The organism is Streptomyces griseiscabiei, from assembly GCF_020010925.1.
GTDB classification, from domain to species: Bacteria; Actinomycetota; Actinomycetes; order Streptomycetales; family Streptomycetaceae; genus Streptomyces; species Streptomyces griseiscabiei.
This window is the reverse complement of sequence record NZ_JAGJBZ010000005.1, coordinates 265,563-285,043: the sequence shown is the minus strand read 5'-3', so window position 1 is coordinate 285,043 and position 19,481 is coordinate 265,563. Positions and strand designations below refer to the sequence as shown.

Annotated in this window: 27 protein-coding genes; 7 read left to right on the top strand and 20 right to left on the bottom strand. The window is 71.2% G+C overall.

The window, feature by feature from the left end:
- Window positions 1–75: 75 nt before the first annotated feature.
- Window positions 76–543 carry a class I SAM-dependent methyltransferase gene (locus J8M51_RS44215; protein ID WP_237277298.1) on the bottom strand — a complete coding sequence of 156 codons (468 nt, stop codon included), beginning with the start codon at window positions 541–543 and terminating at the stop codon, window positions 76–78.
- Window positions 540–704, bottom strand: a complete 165-nt coding sequence (locus tag J8M51_RS44210) for a hypothetical protein (protein ID WP_237277300.1) — start codon at window positions 702–704, stop codon at window positions 540–542. The genes J8M51_RS44215 and J8M51_RS44210 overlap by 4 nt, the downstream gene beginning before the upstream one ends.
- A gap of 48 nt (window positions 705–752) precedes the next feature.
- Here J8M51_RS44210 and J8M51_RS44205 point away from each other — a divergent pair, with 48 nt between their 5' ends.
- The 3 genes from J8M51_RS44205 to J8M51_RS44195 are packed head-to-tail and all read left to right on the top strand — an operon-like array spanning window position 753 to window position 2,358.
- A complete protein-coding gene (locus J8M51_RS44205; RefSeq protein ID WP_076968392.1) occupies window positions 753–1,139 on the top strand; it encodes an ArsR/SmtB family transcription factor in 387 nt (128 codons plus the stop codon).
- Window positions 1,136–1,840 carry a cation diffusion facilitator family transporter gene (locus J8M51_RS44200; RefSeq protein ID WP_086762461.1) on the top strand — a complete coding sequence of 235 codons (705 nt, stop codon included), beginning with the start codon at window positions 1,136–1,138 and terminating at the stop codon, window positions 1,838–1,840. The genes J8M51_RS44205 and J8M51_RS44200 overlap by 4 nt, the downstream gene beginning before the upstream one ends.
- Window positions 1,837–2,358: a signal peptidase II gene (locus J8M51_RS44195; RefSeq protein ID WP_076968394.1), complete on the top strand. Its 522-nt coding sequence runs from the start codon at window positions 1,837–1,839 to the stop codon at window positions 2,356–2,358. Before J8M51_RS44200 ends, J8M51_RS44195 begins: the two co-directional genes overlap by 4 nt.
- A 52-nt stretch (window positions 2,359–2,410) precedes the next feature.
- Here the strand turns inward: J8M51_RS44195 and J8M51_RS44190 are convergent, their stop codons facing one another.
- On the bottom strand, window positions 2,411–2,983 hold the full coding sequence (locus J8M51_RS44190; RefSeq protein WP_076968395.1) for a rhodanese-like domain-containing protein: 573 nt from the start codon (window positions 2,981–2,983) through the stop codon (window positions 2,411–2,413).
- 68 nt (window positions 2,984–3,051) lie between these two features.
- Here J8M51_RS44190 and J8M51_RS44185 point away from each other — a divergent pair, with 68 nt between their 5' ends.
- A complete protein-coding gene (locus tag J8M51_RS44185) occupies window positions 3,052–3,330 on the top strand; it encodes a metal-sensitive transcriptional regulator (protein WP_076968396.1) in 279 nt (92 codons plus the stop codon).
- 72 nt (window positions 3,331–3,402) lie between these two features.
- Here J8M51_RS44185 and J8M51_RS44180 read toward each other — a convergent pair whose 3' ends face one another.
- The 3 genes from J8M51_RS44180 to J8M51_RS44170 form a co-directional block, all read right to left on the bottom strand.
- A complete protein-coding gene (locus J8M51_RS44180; RefSeq protein ID WP_086762463.1) occupies window positions 3,403–4,152 on the bottom strand; it encodes a sulfite exporter TauE/SafE family protein in 750 nt (249 codons plus the stop codon).
- Window positions 4,149–4,508: a rhodanese-like domain-containing protein gene (locus J8M51_RS44175; protein ID WP_086762465.1), complete on the bottom strand. Its 360-nt coding sequence runs from the start codon at window positions 4,506–4,508 to the stop codon at window positions 4,149–4,151. The genes J8M51_RS44180 and J8M51_RS44175 overlap by 4 nt, the downstream gene beginning before the upstream one ends.
- 65 nt (window positions 4,509–4,573) lie before the next feature.
- Complete coding sequence (locus J8M51_RS44170) at window positions 4,574–5,947, bottom strand: MBL fold metallo-hydrolase (RefSeq protein WP_086762467.1); 1,374 nt, start codon at window positions 5,945–5,947, stop codon at window positions 4,574–4,576.
- Between the two features lie 205 nt (window positions 5,948–6,152).
- Here J8M51_RS44170 and J8M51_RS44165 point away from each other — a divergent pair, with 205 nt between their 5' ends.
- On the top strand, window positions 6,153–6,527 hold the full coding sequence (locus J8M51_RS44165; RefSeq protein ID WP_076968400.1) for an ArsR/SmtB family transcription factor: 375 nt from the start codon (window positions 6,153–6,155) through the stop codon (window positions 6,525–6,527).
- 51 nt (window positions 6,528–6,578) lie between these two features.
- Here the strand turns inward: J8M51_RS44165 and J8M51_RS44160 are convergent, their stop codons facing one another.
- The 9 genes from J8M51_RS44160 to J8M51_RS44120 all read right to left on the bottom strand — a co-directional run bounded on the left by J8M51_RS44160 (window position 6,579) and on the right by J8M51_RS44120 (window position 12,623).
- Complete coding sequence (locus J8M51_RS44160) at window positions 6,579–6,749, bottom strand: hypothetical protein (RefSeq protein WP_179115584.1); 171 nt, start codon at window positions 6,747–6,749, stop codon at window positions 6,579–6,581.
- 49 nt (window positions 6,750–6,798) lie between these two features.
- Window positions 6,799–7,209, bottom strand: a complete 411-nt coding sequence (locus tag J8M51_RS44155) for a four-helix bundle copper-binding protein (RefSeq protein WP_076968401.1) — start codon at window positions 7,207–7,209, stop codon at window positions 6,799–6,801.
- A 133-nt stretch (window positions 7,210–7,342) separates the two neighbouring features.
- On the bottom strand, window positions 7,343–7,858 hold the full coding sequence (locus J8M51_RS44150) for a DUF4396 domain-containing protein (RefSeq protein WP_076968429.1): 516 nt from the start codon (window positions 7,856–7,858) through the stop codon (window positions 7,343–7,345).
- A gap of 81 nt (window positions 7,859–7,939) precedes the next feature.
- The gene (locus J8M51_RS44145) at window positions 7,940–8,842 is read right to left on the bottom strand and encodes a F510_1955 family glycosylhydrolase (protein ID WP_079251450.1); all 903 of its coding nucleotides are present in this window, start codon (window positions 8,840–8,842) and stop codon (window positions 7,940–7,942) included.
- A gap of 91 nt (window positions 8,843–8,933) precedes the next feature.
- Window positions 8,934–9,560: a DUF305 domain-containing protein gene (locus J8M51_RS44140; protein WP_076968402.1), complete on the bottom strand. Its 627-nt coding sequence runs from the start codon at window positions 9,558–9,560 to the stop codon at window positions 8,934–8,936.
- Window positions 9,561–9,684: 124 nt separating this feature from the next.
- Window positions 9,685–10,089 (bottom strand): DUF6153 family protein, encoded by a 405-nt coding sequence (locus J8M51_RS44135; RefSeq protein WP_076968403.1) that lies wholly within the window; start codon window positions 10,087–10,089, stop codon window positions 9,685–9,687.
- Window positions 10,090–10,093: 4 nt separating this feature from the next.
- Window positions 10,094–11,209: an ArsO family NAD(P)H-dependent flavin-containing monooxygenase gene (locus J8M51_RS44130; RefSeq protein WP_076968404.1), complete on the bottom strand. Its 1,116-nt coding sequence runs from the start codon at window positions 11,207–11,209 to the stop codon at window positions 10,094–10,096.
- Complete coding sequence (arsB, locus tag J8M51_RS44125; RefSeq protein ID WP_076968405.1) at window positions 11,206–12,318, bottom strand: ACR3 family arsenite efflux transporter; 1,113 nt, start codon at window positions 12,316–12,318, stop codon at window positions 11,206–11,208. The genes J8M51_RS44130 and arsB overlap by 4 nt, the downstream gene beginning before the upstream one ends.
- Window positions 12,315–12,623 carry an ArsR/SmtB family transcription factor gene (locus tag J8M51_RS44120; RefSeq protein ID WP_026328687.1) on the bottom strand — a complete coding sequence of 103 codons (309 nt, stop codon included), beginning with the start codon at window positions 12,621–12,623 and terminating at the stop codon, window positions 12,315–12,317. Before J8M51_RS44120 ends, arsB begins: the two co-directional genes overlap by 4 nt.
- Before the next feature lie 95 nt (window positions 12,624–12,718).
- Here J8M51_RS44120 and J8M51_RS44115 point away from each other — a divergent pair, with 95 nt between their 5' ends.
- Both J8M51_RS44115 and trxB read left to right on the top strand, forming a co-directional pair.
- Window positions 12,719–13,141, top strand: a complete 423-nt coding sequence (locus tag J8M51_RS44115) for an arsenate reductase ArsC (protein WP_076968406.1) — start codon at window positions 12,719–12,721, stop codon at window positions 13,139–13,141.
- Window positions 13,138–14,112, top strand: coding sequence for a thioredoxin-disulfide reductase (gene trxB, locus J8M51_RS44110; RefSeq protein ID WP_076968407.1), 975 nt, complete (start codon window positions 13,138–13,140; stop codon window positions 14,110–14,112). The genes J8M51_RS44115 and trxB overlap by 4 nt, the downstream gene beginning before the upstream one ends.
- A gap of 70 nt (window positions 14,113–14,182) precedes the next feature.
- Here the strand turns inward: trxB and J8M51_RS44105 are convergent, their stop codons facing one another.
- From J8M51_RS44105 to J8M51_RS44085, 5 genes are all read right to left on the bottom strand, one after another.
- Complete coding sequence (locus J8M51_RS44105; RefSeq protein ID WP_237277130.1) at window positions 14,183–16,336, bottom strand: hypothetical protein; 2,154 nt, start codon at window positions 16,334–16,336, stop codon at window positions 14,183–14,185.
- Window positions 16,337–16,537: 201 nt separating this feature from the next.
- Entirely contained in the window at window positions 16,538–16,885 is a 348-nt protein-coding gene (locus J8M51_RS44100) for a helix-turn-helix domain-containing protein (protein WP_179202440.1), read from the bottom strand.
- Window positions 16,882–18,051: a tyrosine-type recombinase/integrase gene (locus J8M51_RS44095; protein WP_256964844.1), complete on the bottom strand. Its 1,170-nt coding sequence runs from the start codon at window positions 18,049–18,051 to the stop codon at window positions 16,882–16,884. Before J8M51_RS44095 ends, J8M51_RS44100 begins: the two co-directional genes overlap by 4 nt.
- A 75-nt stretch (window positions 18,052–18,126) precedes the next feature.
- The gene (locus J8M51_RS44090; protein WP_086756300.1) at window positions 18,127–18,888 is read right to left on the bottom strand and encodes a Mom family adenine methylcarbamoylation protein; all 762 of its coding nucleotides are present in this window, start codon (window positions 18,886–18,888) and stop codon (window positions 18,127–18,129) included.
- Complete coding sequence (locus J8M51_RS44085; protein ID WP_060880496.1) at window positions 18,885–19,412, bottom strand: hypothetical protein; 528 nt, start codon at window positions 19,410–19,412, stop codon at window positions 18,885–18,887. The genes J8M51_RS44090 and J8M51_RS44085 overlap by 4 nt, the downstream gene beginning before the upstream one ends.
- Window positions 19,413–19,481: the final 69 nt, after the last annotated feature.

The following is a 19,481-nucleotide window of genomic DNA, read 5'->3' as shown; positions in this document are numbered from 1 at the left end:
ACCGCGACCGTGCCCTGCCCGCGCACCCCGGACGGTGTACGAGCCGGGCTCCCGGTGCCCTGGCGGCCTGGACGCTCAGCCCCGGTTCGCTGCCCGCTTTCGGGCGGTGCCGAGCAGGTAGTCGCCGCTGATGCGGGTGAAGGCGCCCGTGACCGCCAGGCCGTGGCGTGGCAGCTCGGCCAGGAACTCGCGTGCGGTGAACCTGTCGTGCTCAGGGTGGTCGAAGAGCCTGCGGTAGGTGGGGCGAGCCAGGGCATGTGCGGTGACCTCGTCGAAGACGAAGACCCCGCCCGGCTTCAGGACGCGGGCGATCTCGGCGACGGCGGATCGCCAGTCGGGGATGTGATGGATGATCGCGAAGTCGAACGCCGCGTCGTACGTGCCGTCCTCGGCGCCGAAGGCCGCCTTCAGGTCGGTGGCGTCCCCCGCCTCGAGGCGCACCCGCCCCGGCCGGTCGGCCAGGCGGCGCCTCGCCTTGGCCACCATGGCGGCGTCCAGGTCGAGGGCGTCGACCTTCGCGGCGCCGAAGTGGTCGAGGATCATCCGCGTGCCGAACCCGGAACCGCAGCCAATCTCGACCGCCCTCGCTCCGGCGCGAGCGGGCCGCCGGCCAGCTTCATCAGCGCCGGGACCTCGTAGAACCGTTGCAGGGCCCGGCGGGCGGGGCTGTTGACCGCCGCCGTCTCGATCCGGTTCATCAGCATGACACGACCCCCATAGATGTCATCGGCAGTTGTAGCTATCATCGTCCCATGACGATGAATAGCACGGCGGTCGGCAGTACGGCCACCACCTCGTGCGGGGCACCCTCGGCGGCGGTGGCGCTGTTCCGGTCCCTGGGTGACCCGGCCCGACTGGCGATCCTCAAACGGCTCGCGGAGGGCGAGGCCCGGGTCACCGACCTGGTCGCCTGCGTCGGGCTGGCGCAGTCCACGGTCTCGGCGCACCTGTCCTGCCTGCGCGACTGTGGCCTGATCACCTCCCGCCCGCAAGGGCGGGCCACGTTGCACTCGCTGGCCCGCCCGGAGCTGCTGGACCTGCTGGCCGCAGCCGAGCAGCTGCTCGCCGCGACCGGCGAGGCCGTCGACCTGTGCCCCGCCTACGGAACCCACCCCGCCCCCGAGGAGCCCGCCCGATGAGCACCACTCCCGCCTCCGTCCCCGATGTCACCGGGCCGGCTGCGCACCGCGCGGTGCGGTACGCGAAGTTCACCATCGGCTACAACGTGATCGAGGGCGTCATCGCCATCGCGGCCGGCACGGTCGCCGGGGCGGTCTCGCTGATCGGGTTCGGCATCGACTCCGGCATCGAGGTCGCCGCCGCGGTGGTGGTGCTGGTGCGGCTGTTGGCGGAGATCAAGGGCGGTGAGCCGGACGAGGCCAAGGAACGCCGGGCGCTGAAGTTCATCGCGATCACGTTCTTCGCGCTCGCCGCGTACGTCACCGTCGAAGGCGTCCGCGACCTGTTCGGCGGCGAGAAGCCCGACACCTCGATCGTCGGCATCGCCCTGACCGGCCTGTCCATCGTGATCATGCCGTGGCTGGCACGCGCCAAGCGCAAGGCCGGACTGGAGATGAACTCCCGCCTGGTCGTCGCGGACGCCGCCGAGACCAAGCTGTGCGCCTGGCTGTCGGTGTCCACCTTCGTCGGCCTGCTCGCGTTCGGCGCCTTCGGCTGGACCTGGATCGACCCGGTCGCCGGCTTCGTCATCGCCGCCTTCGCGATCATGGAGGGCAAGGAAGCCTGGGAAGGCGAACTCGTCTGCGACGACGGCTGCGAGGACGACGACAAGCCCGCCACCGCGACCGGCGACTCCTCCTGCTCGGACGGCTGCAAGTGACCGCCCCCACCACAGCCGTGGCCCCGTCCGGCGCCCTCAAGCGCCGGACGGGGCTGCTGGCCCTGGCCGCCGCCCTGGCCGGAACGGACCTGGGCATCAAGGCATGGGCGGAGCGCGCCCTGCCGGGCTCCCCTATCGAGGGCGGACCGCTCGATATGGAACTCGCCTTCAACTCCGGGGTCGCGTTCTCCTTCGCCGCCGACGCCCCGGCCTGGACCGTCGTCGCCGTCACTGCCCTGATCACGACGGCGGTCGCGGTCGTGCTGTGGCGGACCGCTGCAACGTCCCGCCGGCCATGGGGCATCGCGCTCGCCGCCGTTCTCGGCGGCGCCCTCGCCAACCTCATCGACCGCGCCCCGGACGGGCGGGTCACCGACTACCTGCACACCGGCTGGTGGCCCACCTTCAACCTCGCCGACGTCTTCATCGTCTGCGGCGGCCTGCTGCTCGTGGCCCTGTCCTGGCGCGAGGACCGGCCCGGGCCCGGGGCGAAACAGAACAGCTCCACACCGCAGTAGCCGGGAATCCCTGCCACAGTGACATCACATCCCACGGGGTACCGGGGTGGGGTCAGGCGGCCACGCGCAGCAGGGTCTCCTGGAACGAGACCGCACTCTTGGGCGGCTGGTTGTGGGGGAGTTTGGCCAGGGCTGCGGACATGCCGCAGGTGTTGGTTGCGCCGGAGAAGACGAGTCCGGCGCCGATCGCCCCGGACAGCCAGTGCGCGGGCGTCCAGGCGAGACCGCCGAGGAAGCCGGCGAGGACCAGGGTGCCGGCGGCGAGGCGGACCTGGCGGTCCATGGGCCAGGTCGCGCGGGCCCCCGTCGGGCGCTCGGTCTCCCGGCCGGCGGCGGTCCAGGCGGTGGTGCCGCCTTCGAGGGTGGTGGCGTCGATGCCCTGGGCGGCCAGCTTCTCGCAGCCCTTGGCGGAGCGGGCTCCGGAGGCGCAGACGATAAGGAGCGGGGCGCGCTGGGCGGCCTTCTTCAGGGCGTCGGTGGCCTCGTCGAGGCGGTCCAGGGGGATGTTGTGGGCGCCGGGCAGGTGTCCGGTGGCGTACTCGCCGGGGGTGCGGACGTCGATCACGGTGAACTCGCCGAAGCGGGCGGCGGCCTGGGCGGGGGCGAGTGCGGTGGGAGTGGTCATGGAATGGTTCGCCTTTCTGAGCGGTTCCCCACGGTAGGATACCCACGGGGGTATGTGAGGAGGTTGGTGTGCAACTCGACATGAGTGCCGAGGAGCTGAAGTCGGCGCTGAACCGGCTGCGGCGGGCGCAGGGTCAGCTCGCGGGAGTGATCAAGATGATCGAGGAGGGCCGGGACTGCGAGGACGTCGTCACGCAGTTGTCGGCGGTCTCCAAGGCGCTGGACCGGGCCGGGTTCTCGATCATCGCGACCGGTCTGCAGCAGTGCATGACCAGTGACGATCCCGAGGTGCGGGATTCCGCGCAGATGCGGGCCCGGCTGGAGAAGCTGTTCCTTTCACTGGCCTGAAAAACTTTCGTCCCCCCGTGGGGCCTGGGTGCACGCACCGATGGTGCGTGCACGGCAGGCCCCACGGGTGTGTCACAGCAGGGTGCCCGTCGCCATCACCGCGGCGACTGCCAGCAGCAGGGTGCCGAAGGCCCGCTGCAGGGTGGCTGGCCTGACCTTCGCGGACAGGCGTTTGCCGTCCCAGGCGCCCAGGACCGCCGTCGCGATGAACGGCATGATCAGGGCCCAGTCCAGGCTGACCTCGGTCGTCGCGCGGGCCGCGAGAGCGACCAGCGCGTTGGCGATGATGACCAGCAGGCTCGTGCCGACGGCCGCGCTCATCGGCACCGCCAGTGCCGCCACCAGGGCGGGTACGGCGAGGAAGCCGCCGCCGACCCCGAGGAACCCGGTCACCGCGCCCAGTGCGGCTCCCGCCCCCGTGGCGCGGGGCACGGAGGCGGGCGCTGTCACGTCTTCGGACGGTGTCCTGCGGCGCAGCATGCGCAGTCCGGCGAGGACCGCGAGGGCGGCGAAGGCCAGGGTCAGCACGGCGGCGGGGATGTGCGCGGACAGCAGGCCGGCCGCCGCGGCAGGGCCCAGCCCGGCCGCGGCGAAGAGCAGGCCGGCCCGCCAGCGCACCGTCCCGGCCCGGGCGTGGGCCAGCAGCGCGGTGAGCGAGGTGACGATCACGATGATCAGGCTGGCGGTGGTGGCCTCGGCCGGACTGAAGCCGAGCAGGTAGATCAGGGCGGGGACGGTCAGGATGCTGCCGCCCGCCCCGAGCGATCCCAGAGCGAGGCCGACCAGCGCCCCGGCGAGCAGGGCGAGAAGGAGCGCGGTCATATGACGCTGCCCGCCGCCCCGTGCGCGTCCTGCACGGGCAGGCCCTCGGCCACCCAGGCGCGCATCCCGCCGGTGACGTCGACCGCTGTGACACCGCGGTCGGCGAGCAGCCGGGCGGCCTGCTGGGAGCGGTGCCCGGAGCGGCAGATCAGCAGCAGGTCACGGCCGTCCATCCGGCTGGGCAGGTCCGCGCCCCCGGCCAGCCGGGACAGCGGCAGGAAGAAGGCCGCAGGGGCGTGACCGGCCTGGAACTCGTCCTCCTCGCGGACGTCGGCGAGCAGTGCGGAGCCGTCCTCGACGGCGCGGTGGGCCTGTGCCGGTGTGACGCGGCCGGGGCCGCATTCGGGCAAGAGCATGGTGCTTCCTCTGGTGCCTGTGACCCGGCCGGCTCTGGTGGCCCGGCGGGGATCGGGTGGTGCGGTCAGTGCTGGGCGGGCGTGACGAGGGTGAGGCCGGCGTCGGCGGCCGCGGTGTAGCCGTCGTCTACGGCGACGACGTCACGTCCCGAGGCGTCCAGGACGGAGGCGGCGATCGCCGCGCGCATGCCGCCCGCGCAGTGCACCCACACCGTCCCGGCGGGCACCTCGTGAAGGCGCTGGTGGACCTGGTGGACCGGGATGTGCACGCTGCCCTCGATCCAGCCACCGGCTCGCTCGCCGTCGCGGCGCACGTCCAGCACCACCGGCTCCTCGCCCCGCTCGCGTGCGGCAGCCAGGTCGGCGAACGTCGCCCGCGGGAACGAAGCGAGCGGCGCCCCCTCACCGGCCCAGTCGGCCGGGGAACCCACGGCTGCGGCGGCGGGGCGGTCGATGCCGACCCGGGCGAGCTCACGCTGGGCACGGGCGAGGTCCTCGGCGCTCTGTGCGAGCAGGGTGACCGGCTTGCCCCACGGCATCATCCACGCCAGGTAGGTGGCGAGCTGGCCCTCGACCTCGAAGTTGAACGAGCCCGCCACATGGCCCTGCGAGAACGCCACACGGCTGCGCAGGTCCACGACCCACTCCCCGGCCGCCAGACGGCGCGCGATCTCCCCCGCGTCCGCGCGCTCCGGGGCGGTCAGGTCCACCGGGACGGGGCCCGCGGCGTTGGCCGGGCCCATGTGTGCGTAGTAGGCCGGAACGTCGTCCAGCCCGGCCAGCAGCTCCTTGACGAACGTCTCCACGTCCTTCAGGAGCGCCGGGTTGGCCGCCTTCTCCGTGCCGATGGTGCTGTGCTCGCCGCCACTCTGGCCGGCGGAGCAGAAGCTGCCGAACCCGTGCGTCGGCATCACCGGCACCTCATCGGCCAGCTCGGCGGCGAGCCGGTGCGCGGAGGCGTGCTGGGCCCGGGCCAGCTGTTCGGTGAGTCGCGGCTCCACCAGATCGGGGCGGCCCACGCTGCCGATCAGCAGCGAGCCGCCGGTGAACGCGGCGACCGCTCGCCCGTTCTCCTCCAGTACGTAGGAGGTGTGGTGCGGGGTGTGACCGGGGGTGGCCACGGCCCGCAGCACCAGGCCCTCGTCGATCTCCTCGACATCGCCGTCGGCCACCGCGACCCGGGCGTACGCCACCGACGCACCGGCGGGCACCAGGTAGCGGGCGCCGGTCAGCCGGGCCAGCTCCAGGCCGCCGGTGACGTAGTCGTTGTGCACGTGCGTCTCCGCGACGGCCGCGATCCTGACCCCGCGCCGGGCCGCTGCCGCGATCACCCGGTCGATGTCCCGCGGCGGATCCACCACCACCGCCGCCCGGGCCCTGCCGGCCAGATAGCTGCGGTTGCCCAAACCTTCCGTCTCAAGGATCTCGGCAAAGAACACGGCTCACACTCTCCTCACAACACGATTACCCCCCGGGGTATCTCAATCCACCGTAACAGAGATACCTAGGGGGGTATCGAGGGGAGCGTGACGACTGCCGCTCAGGCCGTCGACTTATAGGGAGTGGCCTACGCAAACGACCCTTCGCCTAAGCGGAATCAGCGACGGGTGGGCCTGCTGGTTCGACGCGTGTCAACATAGACGCATGTCGAATGCGAAGGTGCTGCCGCTGCTTGAGCCCGCCGACGGCCAGGGGGTGGTGCCGTGCTGCCCGCCGCTGAGCGAGCGCCCGATGACCGCCGAGGAGGCCGAGACGGCCTCGCGGATGTTCAAGGCCCTCGGTGACCCGGTGCGGCTGCGGCTGTTCTCCGCCGTGGCCTCCCACGAGGGCGGGGAGGCATGCGTGTGCGACATCTCCGACGTCGGCGTCTCCCAACCCACCGTCTCCCACCACCTGAAGAAACTGAAGGAAGCCGGGCTGCTCACCTCCGAGCGACGCGGCACCTGGGTGTACTACCGGGTTGAGCCGTCCGTGCTGGCGGCGATGGGCAACCTGCTGACCCCGCCGGCTGCGGCCTGACCGGGACAGGGAAGGGCGTCGTGGCGAGCGGATCTGCGAGCGCGGTGGCGTTCATCGGGCAGCGCCCTGGATGCGCCCCCCGGCGAGGACCTGCCGCGACGCGCTGACCTTCTTCACCAGCATCACAACGCCGACGTTCGGGCCAAGAAGACGCCCCGAGGTGCCCGGCCACGTCATCAGCCGACAGTGCGCCGCGCAGATCGCGGCATCAATCTTCGCCAACCTGCCCGATCCCTGACCGTCGCGGCCTGTCGCGGAAGCGAGCCCGGTCTCAGCCCAGGGCCTCGATCAGTTCGTTGCAGGCGCTCTCGCAGGAGCGGCAGGCTTCGGCGCAGACGCGGCAGTGCTCGTGCATGTCGGCGTGGGATGCGCACTCGTCGCCGCACGCCTTGCAGACCATGGCGCACGCCTGGAGCATCGTGCGGGTGATGTTGGCGTCGTAGCCGGTGTGGCGGGAGAGCACCGAGGCGGTGGCGGTGCAGATGTCGGCGCAGTCCATGTCGGTGCGGATGCACTTGGTCAGATCGCCCACCATGCCCTCCGACAGGCAGGCGTCCGCGCATGCCGTACACGCCTGTGCGCAGGCGATGCATGCTTCGATGCAGGTAGCGAGCTTGGCCTGGTCGATGTCGCCGAGGTCGGCCGGGTAGGTGGCGAGCATGTCCTTGACGGTGCTGGACATCACGTGTGCCTCCTTGGTGCCGCGGGGCCGGCGACTCCGGCAAGCCGCCTCGCGAGCCCCCGGTACCCCTCCAGCTAACCCCCGCCGGCGCGAACGCGCCCGGCGCACCATGCGGTGCGCCGGGCGGCCGGGGTCAGTGGTAGGCGTGGACGACAGCGTGGCCCTTGCCGCGGCCGATCATCCACTTGTTCACCGGCGTGGTGATCACGAAGGCGACCGCGAAGCCGCCCAGGAGCGCCGACCAGAACAGCCCGTCGGAGAGGTGGGCGTCCATCGCGCCGGGGGTGAGGGCGATGATGCCGTTGTCGACGAGCTCCATCACCGCGATCGAGACGGTGTCGGCGGCGAGCGCGACCTTGATCGCGGTCTTGAAGTCCAGGCCGGCCCGGCGGACCGCGAACAGGGTGAAGGAATAGCCGAAGACGAACGCGAGCGTGATCGCCAGGACCATGGTCTCCACGTTGCCCCACATCAGGGCGGTACCGATGACCATGCCGAGGATCTCGCCGATGGCGCAGCCGGTCAGGCAGTGCAGCGTCGCCTTCGCCGCCGTCGGCCAGGACGCCCCGGCCGCATGGCCGCCGTGGTCGTGACCGTGATGTGCCTGGTGGGCGGTGTGGTCGTCGGTGTGGTGAGCGGTGTGGTCCATGACGTTCATCCCCATTCCCGTCCTGTGTGGCCCGTTCCCGGATCCCACATCCAGAACAATATACCCCCCAGGGGTATTCCTCTAGTGGTTGTCGGCGGCTGCGGAGGGGCGGTGGAGGACGGCCCAGGTGCGGCCGGCGTCGGTGGACTCGTAGACGGTGTCGGTGCTGTCGGCGGCCAGCAGGCGCTGCGCGGTCACCGCCGTGAGCACGGTGGGCTCGCCGTCTTCGGGCAGGCGGCCGCTCTCGGTCCACGTCTGGCCGCCGCGGCTGCTGACGACGCGGCCGTCCGCGGCCAGCGCGATGAGGAGTCCGGGCTCCGGCTCGTCGACGGCGACCAGCCCCGGGGCGGCGGGGACGGCCCGGAAGGTGCGCCCGGCGTCCGTGCTGTGCTCAAGCCCCCTTCCGGTGGCCGCCCAGACCGTGTGGGGGTTCTGGGGGTGGGCGGCGAGGTCGAGCAGAGGCAGGGCGGCGCGTTGGTCCCAGCTGCGGCCGCCGTCGGTGCTGGCCCACAGCTTCCCGCTCTGGCTGTCGAACCCGTACAGCGTGCTGCCGGCCTGTTCGAGGGCGTGGAAGTCTGCTTCGCCTTCGGCGGACAGCGTGCTCCAGGTCCGGCCGGCGTCCGTGCTGCGTATCAGGCCCAGGTGCGGTGACCGGGCTTCCGGGTCGGCCGGGGAGGGGTGGCCGCTGGCCAGGAAGGTGGACGGGCCGGTGACGGTGAAGCCCATGGTGTCCTGGTAGCGGTCGGCCACGCGGGCCGCCTTCTTGCCGGTGAGGCGGAAGACGCCGTGGTGGCCGGCGGCGTAGACGGCGTTGTCGGCCGGGTCGACGCCGAGCCCGTGCAGGTGACCGGTTCCGGGGTCTGCGGCGGCGGTGGTGTTCTGGTCGGGTCCTGAGGTGGAGCAGGCGGCAAGCAGTGCAAAGGCTGCTGCCAGGAGGGCGGCCGTCCGGCCGCGGCGCTGGAGTTTGCGGGCAGGGGTGATCACGTCGGGTCCAAGCTGTCGGCGGGGAAACCAGGCGGGGGGTGCCGCGGCGGGTGGGCGCCGGACGGCGCCCACCCGCACCTGCGGTGTCCGGTCAGTTCTTGCCGAGCAGCTTGTTCATCTGGGTGATCTCGCTGGTCTGGGAGGTGACGATCGCTGCGGCCATGGTCTTGGCGGGCTCGTAGGCGCCGTCGGCCTGCTCGGTCTTGGCCATCGCCACCGCACCTTCGTGGTGCTTGATCATCATTTCCATGAAGGCGGTGTCGAACGCCTTGCCCGAGGAGTTCTTGAGCTTGTCCATCTCCTCGGCGCTCATCATGCCGCTCGTGCCGTGCATGGAGTGGTCCATGGCGCCGTCGGCGGGCACCTCCTCGCCCCAGGACGTCAGCCAGCCGGACATGGTCTTGATCTCCGGGTCCTGGGCCTTCCTGATGTCCTCCGCGAGCTTCTTCACCTGCGCCGAATCGGCCCTGGTGGGGGCGAGGTCGGCCATCTCCACGGCCTGGCGGTGGTGGGGAATCATGCCCTTGGCGAAGGCGACGTCGGCGGCGTTGTGCCGGCCCTGGGAGGCCGACGCCGATGCGGACGGGGACGCGGTGGTGTGGCCATCGTGTCCGGCCGAGCTGTCGCCGTTGCCGCCGCAGGCTGCCAGGACGAGCGCGGCCGCACCCGCGGCGGCCCCGGCGGCGGTACGACGGACGAGAGAACGCTTGCTGATCATGGTGATGCAACTCCTTGAGCGCGCACCCACGACAGGGCGCACGCATGTTCATGGGATGAGGGCGTGCCGAAGCGCGACACCGGCTACCGGGGAACAAACCGGCCAGGGTGCCGTGCGGGTCGCTCTAGATCCGAAGAAGTTGCAGCTCAGACAAGTCCGGCGGATCCCGCCCGGTCTCGGCCAAGGCAGCAGCCGGCACCAGCGAGGCAGGGATGAGGGGCGTGCCCGGCAGGGCGCCGGCCAGCGGGGGAGGCGCGTAGGCGGAACCGATTCCGGCCGCCGCACAGGACCCGTCCGCGTGCTCAAGGTGACTCGTCCCGCCGTCCGTGTGCGAGCATCCCGCGCTCGCGTGCGAAGCATCGGGGGACACGGCCATCACCATGTCGTGGCCCGCCTCCGCACGCACTGGCGGCGCTCCGCCGGGGCCGAGGGCATGCATGCCCAGCAGGCCGGCGAGCACCGCCAGCACCAGCAGCGCGAACAGCCGCCCCGCAGGGCGGCGGCTCGACAGCTGCACAGAGGAGGTCACGCGCTCATCGTACGGTCCGGCTCCCGCTGCGGCCTTCTCCCGCTCCAAGGATCCGCCCGGTGGACAGCTGCCCGGCGATGTGACGGACCGTGTCCCCGGCCGGGCGCCCCACCCCGATCAGGGTGGCAGAGGCGGGCCCGGTCCAGTCGCCGTAGCCGAGCAGATGCAGCCGCGGCTCGCCAACAGCCCGTGTGCCATCGGTGGGGATGCCTCCCCGCGGCCCGCGCAGGTTGAGCGGGGCGAGGTGGGACAGCGCCGGGCGGAAGCCGGTGCACCAGACGATCGCGTCCGCATCGCTCTGGCTGCCGTCGGACCATCGGACACCGGTAGCGGTGAGCCGGGCGAACATCGGCTTCACGTGCAGAAGCCCGGCGTCCCGGGCGGCGCGGACCGCCGGCACGGCCACGATGTCGCCGAGGGAGGCGACGCCGCCGGTGTCCGTGCGGCCGGCGTCGAGGGCGCGGCGGCGGGCGGTGGCGACGTCGAACAGAGCGCGGCCGTCGATGTCGTCGGGGAGAAACCGCGGCGGGCGCTGCGTCGCCCACGTCACCTCGGCATGGCCGTCGAGGGTGAGGTCGGCGGCGATCTGGGCGCCGGAGTTCCCGCCGCCGACCACCATCACGTGCTGGCCGGCGAAGTCGGCCGGTGAGCGGTAGTTCACCGTGTGGAACTGTCGGCCGGTGAAGAGACCGCGGCCGGGGACGGCGGGAAGGAAGGGCCGCGTCCAGGTGCCGGTGGCGCTGATGACCGCGCGGGCTCGCCAGGTGCCTGAGTCGGCCTCGACCAGGAGCTTCGCGCCGTCGCGGCGTACGGCGGTCACGCGGGTGCCGTGCTGGACAGGCAATCCGTAGCGCTTCTCGTAGTCGGTGAGGTAGTCCACCACGTGCCCGGCATCCGGGTACGTCTCGCCGGGCTGGGCGGGCATGAGCCGGCCGGGCAGCGAGGAATAGGCGGCCGGGGAGAACAGGTGCAGGGAGTCCCACATGTGCTGCCAGGACCCGCCCGGTGCCGCCTCCCCGTCCAGGATCACGAAGTCGAGGCCGCGCCGGCGCAGGTGGTAGCCGGCGGCGAGCCCGGCTTGGCCGCCGCCGACCACCACCACATCCGTGTGCTGTGTCACGGGGCCGTGGTCACCGCCCCGGGGGCGAACTTCTTACGCCAGGCGAGCGCGACGTAGACCAGGCCGATCAGCACCGGGACCTCGATGAGCGGTCCGACGACGCCGGACAGGGCCTGGCCGGAGGTGACGCCGAAGGTGGCGATGGCGACCGCGATGGCCAGCTCGAAGTTGTTGCCCGCCGCCGTGAACGCCAGCGTCGTGGTGCGGTCGTAGGCCAGGCCCAGGCCCTTGCCGAGCAGGAACGTCCCGAAGAACATGATCGCGAAGTACACCAGGAGCGGCAGCGCGATCCGCACGACGTCAAGCGGCTGCGAGGTGATCGTCTTGCCCTGGAGGGCGAAGAGGATGACGATCGTGAACAGCAGCCCGTACAGGGCCCAGGGGCCGATCTTCGGCAGGAACTTCGCCTCGTAGTCGGCGCGGCCCATCTTCTGCTCGCCGATGCGGCGGGTGAGGAAGCCCGCCAGCAGCGGGATGCCGAGGAAGATGACGACGTTCAGCGCGATGTGCCATACGGACACGTCCAGGCCCTGGCCGTCACCGAGGTTCATCCAACGCGGAAGGAGGTCGAGGTAGAACCAGCCCAGCAGGCCGAACGCGAACACCTGGAACACCGAGTTCAGCGCGACCAGGACGGCTGCTGCCTCCCGGTCGCCGCAGGCGAGGTCGTTCCAGATGATCACCATCGCGATGCATCGGGCGAGGCCGACGATGATGAGCCCGGTGCGGTATTCGGGCAGGTCAGGCAGGAAGATCCAGGCGAGGGCAAACATCACCGCCGGCCCGATGATCCAGTTGATGACCAGCGAGGAGATGAGCAGCTTGCGGTCACTGGTCACGCGGTCGAGCCGGTCGTAGCGGACCTTGGCGAGGACCGGGTACATCATCACGAGCAGGCCGAGCGCGATCGGCAGGGAGATCCCGCCGATCTCGATCTTCGCGAGGGCGTCGTTCATCCCCGGGATGAGCCGTCCGAGGCCCAGACCGACGGCCATGGCGAGCAGGATCCACACCGCGAGGTAGCGGTCGAGGGTGGAGAGCTTCTTGACGATCGAGTCGTCCCCGGTCGGGCCGGAGCCCTGGACGGTGGTGGGCTCGGTGGAGGTCACGGGCAGGCCCTCTTGTTCTCGGAAGCGGTGCGGGCGGAGTCGGCCAGTGCGGCGAACTGCTCGGACAGCCCGGCCAGGACCTCGGGCTTGAGCTTGTAGTAGGTGAAGCGGCCGCAGGGCTCGGTCTCCACGATCCCGGCCTCGCGCAGCACCTTCATGTGGTTGGACAGGTTGGTCTGCTTGGCTCCGGTCTCCTCGACCAGGTGCGTCGTGCACAGCGTCTCGCGCGCCAGCAGGGTCACGATCTGGAGGCGGAGCGGATCGCCCAGCACCCGGATCACATCAGGATCGACTGAAGTCAGCATGCACTGATACTTTCACATCACCACCCGCTGATACCAGCAGGGGCTGAAGTCATTGGCGGCCGGGTTCCGCCATGCGACGAGAGAGAACGATCACCATGGCCGACAAGCCGTCCGTCCTGTTCGTCTGCGTCCACAACGCCGGCCGCTCCCAGATGGCCGCCGCCTGGCTGACCCACCTGGCCGGAGACCGCGTCGAGGTCCGCTCCGCCGGCTCCAACCCCGGCGACCAGGTCAACCCGGCCGCCGTCGAGGCCATGGCCGAGGTCGGCATCGACATCTCCGCCGAGACCCCCAAGGTCCTCACCGTCGACGCGGTCCGCGAGTCGGACGTCTGCATCACGATGGGCTGCGGCGACACCTGCCCCGTCTTCCCCGGCAAGCGCTACCTCGACTGGAAGCTGGAGGACCCGGCCGGGCAGGGCGTGGCGGCCGTGCGCCCGATCCGCGACGAGATCAAGACCCTCGTCGAGGGCCTGATCGCGGAGATCGCCCCGGCGAAGCCGGAGGCGACGGCGTGAGCGAGATACGCGAGGTCGTCATCATCGGCTCCGGCCCCGCCGGATACACCGCCGCCCTCTACACCGCCCGCGCCCAGCTCCGCCCGCTGCTGTTCGGCAGCAGCATCTTCGTCGGCGGGTCCCTGACGACCACGACCGAGGTCGAGAACTTCCCCGGCTTCCCTGACGGCGTCGACGGCCCGGTCCTCATGGAGAACATGCGGGCGCAGGCCGAGAAGTTCGGCGCCGAGATGATCGACGACGACATCGTGGCCGTCGACCTGACCGGTGACATCAAGCTCCTCACTGACTCGGCCGGCACCGTGCACCGCGCCAGGACGGTGATCATCGCGACCGGCTCCGGCTACCGCAAGCTCGGCCTGTCCAACGAGGATGAGCTGTCCGGCCGGGGCGTCTCGTGGTGTGCGACCTGCGACGGATTCTTCTTCAAGGGCCGCGACATCGTCGTGGTCGGCGGCGGCGACACCGCCATGGAGGAAGCCACCTTCCTCACCCGCTTCGCCCGCTCCGTCACCGTCGTCCACCGCCGCTCCACCCTGCGCGCCTCCAAGGTCATGCAGGACCGGGCCTTCGCTGATGACAAGATCTCCTTCGCCTTCGATCATGAGATCGCCGAGATCAAGGAGGCCAACGGCATGCTCGCCGGCGTCGTCCTGCGCGACGTCTTCACCGGCGCCACCCGCGAGCTGGACGTGACGGGGCTGTTCATCGCCATCGGCCACGACCCCCGCACCGAGCTGTTCACCGGCCAGCTCGACCTCGATGCCGAGGGCTACGTCACCGTCGCCGCCCCGACGACGCGCACCAGCCTTCCCGGCGTGTTCGCGGCCGGCGACGTCGTCGACCACACCTACCGCCAGGCCATCACCGCCGCCGGCACCGGTGCGGCCGCGGCCCTGGACGCCGAGCGCTACCTCGCCGCCCGCGGCGCGGCTGAAGCCGTACCGGAGACCGCTGCCGTCCCGGCCTGAGCAGCACTCGCAGGCGGGGTCGTCCGGGAAGCCCCGGGCGGCCCCGCCTCTTTCGTACTTGCACCGGCCGTCAGCGGGGAAGCTGGGAAGTCCGCTCCGGGTGGGCGACGCCGACGTAGTGCATGGCGGTCTTCTCCGTGATGCCGAACAGGCGCATGAGCTTCAGAGGGTCGCCGGTCTCGAACGCCTCGTTGAGGATCCGGTCCTGGCGGAGGCCGTCCAGCGTGAACCCCTTGGGCAGGTGCCTGTGGAGCATGGTCATGCTGACCGGCGGGTGGTCGGAGTCGAGCGCGGTGCGCTGGCTGACGAGCAGGTGGGGGTTGGTCGAAGCGGGCCAGCGGCGATGGCGGTAGATGAGCCACTCATCGGCGAGGGCACGGGTGAACTCCTCGATGTAGAGGGTGTGGCGCAGCAGGCCGCGGCGGGCTTCGAGGGTGCCGTGGGCGAGGTTGAGGTCGCAGGTCAGCAGCGTGGGGATCTCGTGACCGGGCAGGGCATGAACGGCGGTCAGGGCGATGACAAGCCGGCCGAGCGGGGTCGTGGCGCGGTCGAGGAGCCCGGCGAGGAGGTCGGAGGGCACGGACTTCGGGATGCCCTTGAGGTCGCCGACGGGAAGGTTGCGGGTGGGGTCGCGGAAGACGACGCGTTCCTGGCGCAGGGCTTTGAACAGGCTGCGCAGGCTGATGGCGAGCTGTCGGCGGGGGCTCCCGGTCAGGTCGTCGATGGCGGTGGTGGCGTGGTCGCTGGTGATCTGCCGCAGCGTGGTGATGCCGCTGCTGGTCCAGGCGGTGAGGATCGGATCGAGGGCGAAGAGGTAGCGGCGGATGCCGTCGTAGCCGCGGGCCTCGTGCTCGCGCCGGCCTTGGCCGCGCAGGACCTGTACCCACAGACGGACCTCGTCAGCGACGGTCGGCGGCAGCGTGCCGATGGTGGCTTCGATCCACACCTGGTCCGTGTCCCGGTGCAGTTCGGGTGCTTCGACCAATAGGCCGCGGGCGGCGAGGAACTGGCAGACCCGCTTGGCCCCGAGGTTGGGGTCGAGCAGGGCGAGGTCGTGGACATCCCGCTCCTGGAAGACCGTCTCGGCACCGAGCCAGTACACCAGGATCGTCAGGGTGCGGATGTCCTTGCGGTACGCGGGGTCCTGCCGGCCGCGGCGCAGCCGGTCCAGTTCCTCAGTCAGTGCACGGGCCGCGGTGGTCAACGGCAGGTCCCTGTAGCTGCGACGGCGCAGGCGGGCCATGACCGGCGACCAGTCGCGCCGCATTGCGAAGAGCGGCTCCTGCCCGCGGGCGGCATGGAGGGCGGACACGGCCTTGTCCTCGTCTTCTGCCGGCGCGGGTTCGGCGGTCGGGATCAACTGGGCCTGGCCGGGAGCCCCGTGCGGAAGGTCGATGACCAGCTGGGTGGCGCGCACTGCGGCGGGGCCCGAGTCGTCCAGGTGCTGGTAGAGGCGGCAGGTGCGGCACCGACTGCCGCGCAGCGGCAGGTCGCTCCGCAGGCACCGTACGCACTGGCCCACGGGGTGCAGCTCGCGCCAGTGACGGCACGGATTGCAGCGGGATCCTCGCTTTCCGCTGGCCATCCAGGCATCGCAGTCGCGGCATGACCGTGCCACCGGCAGCGGCAAAGGCGCCGGAGCGGTGATGTAGGTGGTGGTGGGCTGGTTGGTGGTGGAGAACCGCATCGGCTCCGGTGCCTGGTCGAGCAGACCGGCCCGCAGCAGGACCAGGCGCACCGCGTCCCCGTTGGACGGCAGGTCCCGCAGTATCGCCTCGGGCAGCTGTACGGCGCCCTCCGCCTCCCGCACGGCCAGCGCGAGGCGAACCATCTCGGCGATTGCCCGCTGCCAGCCCACGGACAGGCCGTGCTCGGCCGCCATCACCTCGATCACCAAGCGGCATTCCTCCCACCCGGCGACCGGCCGGCCGACGATCGCGCTGACCGTGGCGTCGGTCAGCAACCTGGGCACCGTGAAGAGCGCAAGCTGACCGCACACCTGCGCCTGCAACACCGGCGGCCCGGCCGGGGCGGCCCGCTGCTTCCGCAGCTTGATCCACCACTGCTGCCCTACCTTGAGCCCGGACTTCGCGGGCCGGCGCAGCGGCCGGGCGTCCGCCGACCGGTCGCCGTACATCCCGCCGACGATCAGCTGGACCGGCTGCGGCCGTGCCTCCTGTAGACCCAGGGCCCACTCGGCGTCCTCCTCGGCCCGAATCGCCATCAGACAGGGCTTGCACAGCCCGTCCGTGTTCAGATGGCCCTCGTGCCGACACCGCGGGCACACCCCGACCTCGGGGTACCTCCTCGCCCAGGGCCGGCACCCGTCGCACACCCGATACCAGTGCACCACCAGCCAACCCAGGCACACCGGACAGCTCCGCGCCAACCCCTGACCACGATCCTTCGCCACCGCCGGCCCCCCTCAGTTCGGCGGGAGCGAGCGCGGCCCGGCGCCCCGACGGCTGCGCGGCACCGGCCGGACCGGGCCCGCCGTCGGCCCCTCCTCGGCACCGACCGCCCGTTGGCCGGGCTCCGGCACCCCCTGGGCATCGGCAAGCGGCTCGGCCTGGAGCAGGTCGGCGACCGTGCAGTTCAGCGCGGCGCACATCTTGTCCAGGTCCTCCAGGCGCACGGTGACCGGCGTACCGCCCCACAGGGCCGCGACCTTGCTCAGCGAGGGGTTGAACCCCACCTGCTGGAAGGCGGCCAGCACCTCGGTCGGCCGCCACAGGTCCCGTTGGGCGGCCACCATCCGAAGGTTCCACTTCACCGTAGGTTCCCCTTGTCCATCACCAGTCGTTGAGCCGCCCGGGAGCTCGCGGTCAGGTTCGCGTGCTCAGGGTCGGCGTGAGCGGTCGCCATGTACCGAAGTGTCGTGGTTGCCCAGTCATGTCCGAGGACCTTCTGCACCTCCCACAACGTCATTCCGCGCTCGTAGTTGTGGGTCGCGCAGGCATGACGCAGCAGGTGCGGAAAGAGATCGGTGACCGGGCCGGTCAGGTAGCTCGCGGCCGCCGTGTGCAACGCCTTGCGGAACGTGGACGGCACGATCGTCGGTGCGATCGGCAGGTTCAGCGAGGAGACTGCGGTCGGCTTGCGCTCTGAGGGCCACAGCGGTGCCCGCGGGTGCTCGATGTCGTCGCCGAACTCGCCCCGGATCTCCTCGATGTACCACCACAAGAGGGCGCGGCCCTCCTGGAACATGTATGCCTCGCGCGGCCGCGGCCCCGAACCGTGAGCGCCCTTGCCCAGCACGACGAAGCGGCCCCACTGGCCGTGCTCCCAGTGCAGATCGCCCATGCACACGCCGCACAACTCCGCGGCCCGGACGCCGGAGAGGTAGGCCACCTTGGTCATCACGTAGTCGCGGCAGGCGACCAGATACTTCCGCGCGTTGGGCAGGTCCTCGCGCCACCGGCCCAGGAAGTCCCGCATCGCCGCCTGTGACGGCGGGATCCGCAGGCCGAAGTCTCCGCGATGCCGCGGCCGGTTGAACGGGTCGATCGGCGACTCCACGGCCGCCCCGAAGCGCCGCATGATCTCGCCCGCGTATCGCTGCTCGAGGAACGCGAAGTACGCGTCGATCTTGTTGATCTTCCCGCGCAGTGTCGATGGCGCCCGCTTGCCCGGCCCGGCGAAGTAGCGGTCGACCTCCCGCGGGGAGAGCTGCCACGGCACGGTGCCGTAGTACTCACAGACTTCCACCACGGGCTTGAGCAGGCCGTCGAGCGTCGTCGGCGCCAGGCCGGCAGCGTCCCGGGCCCACTGGTACTCCGAGAGCGTGTCGAGGAAGAAGCTCTCCTCATCGACGGCGGAGATGCGGGCCTGGCGGCGCCGCTGCAGGGTGACGACGTCCGCCAACCCCGACTCCACCGACACCGCGGCCGGGTCCACCACCGCGCTGGCATCGGCGCCTGGACGCACCAGCGTCAGCACGCGACTTTCGGAATCTGACACGAACCGGGAAATTACAGGGACTACCCGCAGAATCTGCGAGTTACTGCCGAGATCTCACACCAACGAGTGAACGCCGCCGAAGGCGCGATCTGCCTGCTGAAATGCCGCTTCACCGGGTCGGGCAGCGGCAGACGAACCCGCACGTACTCCACTAGAAAGCACCGTGGCGTCGGGCAGGACGGTGAGGCGTCGGGGACGGGTGCGTCCCAGGTACACGAAGTCCTGGGCCGCGTACACGTGCCCGATATGGCCGGGGCTGAGGAGCTCGGTGCCGCCGTCGGGGGTACGCCGGACCCGCGGGTGCGGGTCGGAATGGGCTACGACGCCGCGTATGCCGTGGCGGGCGGCCGCGGTGAACGCCCGTGCGCAGAACCAGGATTCGGCGTTGGACTCGGCTCTGTCGAGCAGGACGAGCCGGTTGAGTTCGAGGGTCTCGGCGTATCTGCGGGTCCCCTCGAACACGTCGAGCACGGCGCCGTTCATCGGGATGCCGAGGGAGAGGACTCCCAGGAGCCGGCCGCCCGGGGGCTCCCCGGGGCCGGGCGGCTCGTCGGTGCGCTGCAGGCCGTAGACGAAGCGAACGGCGGGCCAGGATCCGCTGTAATGATGACGTTCGACGAAGCGGCGCGCCGGCCCCTCCGGGATGGCGATGACGCGGTGCAGATCAGGATTGAACCCGCCCTCACTGGTCCGGCGCCACGTCGGTGTGCGCTCGTGCCACCTCTGGCACAGGTCCTCGGCGCCGGGCAGGTGCAGGGCCTGCTGCTCGGGCGCGGTCAGGGTGAGTCTGCGGGGCCGACCCTGGAGGGGGGTCACTCCCCCTCCTCACGCTTGGCGGCCGGCAGCGGCGCCCACCAGATGACCGTGCCCCGGCGGCACTGGAAGTGCGTCCTCCCGCCGGCGTCCGGGATGCTCAGGTCGTACAGGCCCTCGGTGTTGTAGATGACGTCCACGAGGGTTTCCTCGGTCGGCTCGGCCGCACCGCGGAGGGCCTTCCCACCGAACATGATCCGCAGGTTCCTGGAACGCGCACTCGCCCCGGTCTCCGCGAGCGGGGTCTTGCGCCACTGGCTCATGTCCGGCTCGGGGGTACGGGCGATGTGCCCCGTGCCGGGGTAGAGCATGACCCAGTTGGAGCGCTCGGGTACGGCCTCCAGCGCGCCGACGTAAACGAGCCAGCCCTCCTGGGTGCCGCTGCCGTGCTGCCCGGTCTTGCGCTGGGGCGCGGCCAGCAGATAGCCGGCGCGGGTCACCTGGTGGCCGCGGGTGTCCGCGCCGGTGGCGAGAACGTGGTCGCCCACGGACAGGCTGGCGACTGTGCTCTCCAGGTCGAGGTGCATGGCAGAACTCCTTGGTGGTGAGGGCAGTTGAGATCGCGTGCGTAGGCATCGCCTCGCCGTGGCGTGCAC